Annotated in this window: 3 protein-coding genes; all 3 read left to right on the forward strand. The window is 63.1% G+C overall.

The window, feature by feature from the left end; genetic code table 11:
• A partial coding sequence (locus GOX66_RS25315; protein WP_419555590.1) for a glutamine synthetase family protein occupies positions 1-1,343 on the forward strand: 1,343 nt, incomplete at its 5' end.
• A 90-nt stretch (positions 1,344-1,433) separates the two neighbouring features.
• Positions 1,434-2,816: an aldehyde dehydrogenase family protein gene (locus tag GOX66_RS25320; RefSeq protein ID WP_170766657.1), complete on the forward strand. Its 1,383-nt coding sequence runs from the start codon at positions 1,434-1,436 to the stop codon at positions 2,814-2,816.
• A gap of 67 nt (positions 2,817-2,883) precedes the next feature.
• The coding region (locus tag GOX66_RS25325) for an iron-containing alcohol dehydrogenase (RefSeq protein WP_170766659.1) at positions 2,884-4,006 on the forward strand (1,123 nt) is incomplete at its 3' end.

The following is a 4,006-nucleotide window of genomic DNA, read 5'->3' on the forward strand; positions in this document are numbered from 1 at the left end:
TCGACGATTTGAAGTCGCAGTTTACTGCGGGTTTGGTTGATACGGTTTTGGTTTGCATGGTTGACATGCAGGGTCGGTTGATGGGGAAGCGGTTTCATGCGGGTCATTTTTTGGCTGGAGCGTGGGAAGAGACGCATTGCTGCAATTACCTGCTGGCGACGGATCTTGAGATGGGGACGCCGGATGGCTACGCCTCGACCAGTTGGGAGCGGGGGTATGGCGATTATGTGATGAAGCCGGATCTCAGCACGCTGCGCCCGGTGCCGTGGCTGGAAGGCACGGCGATGGTGATGTGCGACATGCTGGATCACCACACGCATGAGGAAGTGCCGCATGCGCCGCGCTCGATCCTGAAACGCCAGGTCAACCGTCTGAAGGCGATGGGCTATGAGGCGATGTGCGCGACCGAACTGGAGTTTTTCCTGTTCGAGAAGAGTTTCGATGCGATCCGCAAGGAAGGCTTCCGCGATCTGGAGCCGATCTCGGGCTATAACGAGGATTATCACATCCTGCAGACCACCAAGGAAGAGCATGTGATGCGGCCGATCCGCAACCATCTATGGAATGCGGGCATCCCGGTCGAGAACACCAAGGGCGAGGCCGAGACCGGGCAGGAAGAGCTGAACATCAAATATGCGCCGGCGATGGCAACGGCCGAGTATCACTCGATCGCCAAGAACGCGGTGAAGGAGATTGCCTGGCAGCACGGCCATGCGGCGACCTTCCTGCCGAAATGGCATCACGAGAAGGTGGGCAGTTCCAGCCATGTGCATCAGTCGCTGTGGGCCGATGGCAACCCTGCCTTCTATGACGCGGAGGATGATCTGGGCATGTCGGCGCTGATGAAAAGCTACATGGCCGGTCTGCTGAAATACGCCGCCGATTACACCTATTTCATGGCCCCCTACATCAACAGCTACAAGCGCTTCATGAAGGGCACCTTTGCGCCGACGCGGATCATCTGGTCGGTGGACAACCGCACCGCCGGTTACCGCCTGTGCGGCGATGGCACCAAGGCGGTGCGGGTGGAGTGCCGGATTCCGGGTTCGGACATGAACCCGTATCTGGCGATGGCCGGGATGCTGGCCGCCGGAATTGCGGGCATCGAAGAGGGGCTGGAGTTGCAACCGCCCACCAAAGGAGACGTCTATCAGGGCGATACCGGGATGATCCCGGGCAATCTGCGCGCGGCGCGGGATGCGCTGCACGGGTCAGAGATGTTGCGGGCGGCCATGGGGGATGAGGTGGTCGATCACTATGCCCGCGCGGCTGAGGTCGAGATCGAGGAATTCGAGCGCGTGGTGACGGATTGGGAAATCGCCCGCGGGTTTGAGCGGGCATGACGGGCAGCGTGAGAGGGCGCCTCTCACGCCCCCGATGACATTTGGAAAGAGGAAGCAGGGCGCAAAGGCCCTCTATGTGGAGTTGATGGCATGAGCCAGACACTGAAATGCATCTCACCGATCGATGGATCGGTATTTGCGGAACGCGAGGTAATGTCCCGGGATGCCGCCTTTGCGGCGGCCGGGCGGGCACGTGCAGCGCAGGCGGGGTGGGCGGCGCGCCCCCTGCAGGAGCGTATTGATCTGGTGATGGCGGGTGTCGCTGCCGTGGGCGCGATGAACGATGAGATCGTGCCGGAACTGGCGCATATGATGGGACGCCCGGTGCGCTATGGCGGCGAGTTCGGCGGCTTCAACGAGCGCGCCAGCCATATGGCCGAGATTGCGGAAACGTCGCTGGCCGATATCGCGGTGGGCGAGGATGAGACCTTCTCGCGCTATATCAAGCGCATCCCGCATGGCGTCGTGTTTGTGGTGGCGCCGTGGAACTACCCGTACATGACGGCGATCAACACGGTGGCCCCGGCGCTGATCGCGGGCAATACGGTGGTTCTGAAACATGCCACGCAGACCCTGCTGGTGGGCGAGCGCATGGCGCAGGCCTTCCATGCGGCCGGTGTTCCGGAAGACGTGTTCCAGAACGTGTTCCTGAGCCATGACGTGACCAATGACCTGATCGCTGGCAATGCGTTCGACTTTGTGAACTTCACCGGCTCGGTCGGCGGTGGCCAGGCGATGGAACGCGCAGCGGCGGGCACCTTCACCGGCGTCGGCACCGAGTTGGGCGGCAAGGACCCGGGCTATGTCATGGAGGATGCCGATCTGGAGGCCGCCGTCGACACGCTGATTGACGGCGCCATGTTCAACGCCGGTCAGTGCTGCTGCGGGATCGAGCGGATTTACGTCCATGAAAGCCTTTATGACGACTTCGTCGCCAGGGCGGTCGAGATCGTGAAGGGGTACAAGCTGGGCAACCCGCTGGAGGCCGGGACCACCATGGGTCCGATGGCCAATGTGCGTTTTGCCGACGAGGTGCGGGCGCAGATCGCCGAGGCCGTCGAGGCCGGGGCCGTGGCCCAAATCGACACGTTCCCCGAGGATGATGGCGGCGCCTATCTGACGCCGCAGATCCTGACAGGCGTCACTCACGACATGCGGGTGATGCGGGATGAAAGCTTTGGCCCGGTGGTCGGCATCATGAAAGTGTCCTCGGATGACGAGGCGACCCAGCTGATGAATGACAGCGAGTTCGGCCTGACCGCCAGCCTCTGGACCCGCGATGTGGACCGCGCGGCGCGCGTCGGAGACCGGATCGAGACCGGCACCGTGTTCCTGAACCGCGCCGATTATCTGGACCCCGGCCTGTGCTGGACCGGCTGCAAGAATACCGGTCGGGGCGGCGGTCTGTCCGTCATCGGCTACCACAACCTGACACGTCCAAAGTCGTATCACCTGAAAAAGGTGACCGGCTGAGGATGCCTGCCCGTCCCGTTCTCCTCCCTCCCCGGGACGGGCCCAAACATTGAGAGAAAGTCAAGACATGAGCCTTGTTGGAAACTGGTCCTATCCGACCGCGATCAAATTCGGCGCCGGCCGTATCAAGGAACTGCCCGAGGCCTGCGCGGCCGCCGGGATGAAGAAACCGCTGCTGGTCACGGACAAGGGGCTGGCCGATCTGCCGATCACCGCGGCGACGCTGGACATCATGGAGGCCGCCGGTCTGGGCCGGGGGTTGTTCAGCGACGTCGATCCGAACCCGAACGAAAAGAACCTCGACGCCGGTATCGCGGCCTACAAAGCGGGCGGCCATGACGGCGTGATTGCCTTTGGCGGCGGTTCGGGGCTGGACCTGGGCAAGATGGTGGCCTTCATGGCCGGTCAGATCCGTCCGGTCTGGGATTTTGAGGATATCGGCGACTGGTGGACCCGTGCCGATGCCGATGCCATCGCACCGATCATCGCGGTGCCGACCACCGCCGGGACCGGATCGGAAGTGGGGCGCGCCAGTGTCATCACCAATTCCGAGACCCATGCGAAGAAGATCATTTTCCACCCCAAGGTGCTGCCGACCGTGGTGATCTGCGACCCGGAACTGACCGTGGGCATGCCCAGGATCATCACCGCCGGCACCGGGTTGGATGCCTTTGCCCATTGCGTCGAGGCCTATTCCAGCCCGCATTACCACCCGATGAGCCAGGGCATGGCGCTGGAGGGCATGCGACTGGTCAAGGAGTACCTGCCGCGCGCCTATGTCGACGGCACCGATATCGAAGCCCGCGCCCAGATGATGAGCGCCGCCGCCATGGGCGCCACCGCCTTCCAGAAGGGCCTTGGCGCCATCCACGCCATGAGCCACCCCGTCGGCGCCACGTTCAACACCCATCACGGCACCACCAACGCGGTCTGCATGCCCGCCGTGCTCGAGTTCAACGCCCCGGCCATCGCCGACCGGTTCCAGTCGGCCGCGGCCTATCTGGGCATCGACGGCGGCTTCGACGGCTTCCGCGCCTTCGTGCAGGAATTCAACGACAGCCTTGGCATCCCCCGCCGCCTGTCCGATCTCGGCGTCACCGAGGCCGCAATCCCAGACCTCGTCCAGGGCGCAATCATCGACCCCTCCTGCGGCGGCAACCCCATCGAACTCAACCAAAACAACCTGACAA

Origin of the sequence: Ruegeria lacuscaerulensis, assembly GCF_013031245.1 — a bacterium.
GTDB lineage: Bacteria > Pseudomonadota > Alphaproteobacteria > Rhodobacterales > Rhodobacteraceae > Ruegeria > Ruegeria lacuscaerulensis_C.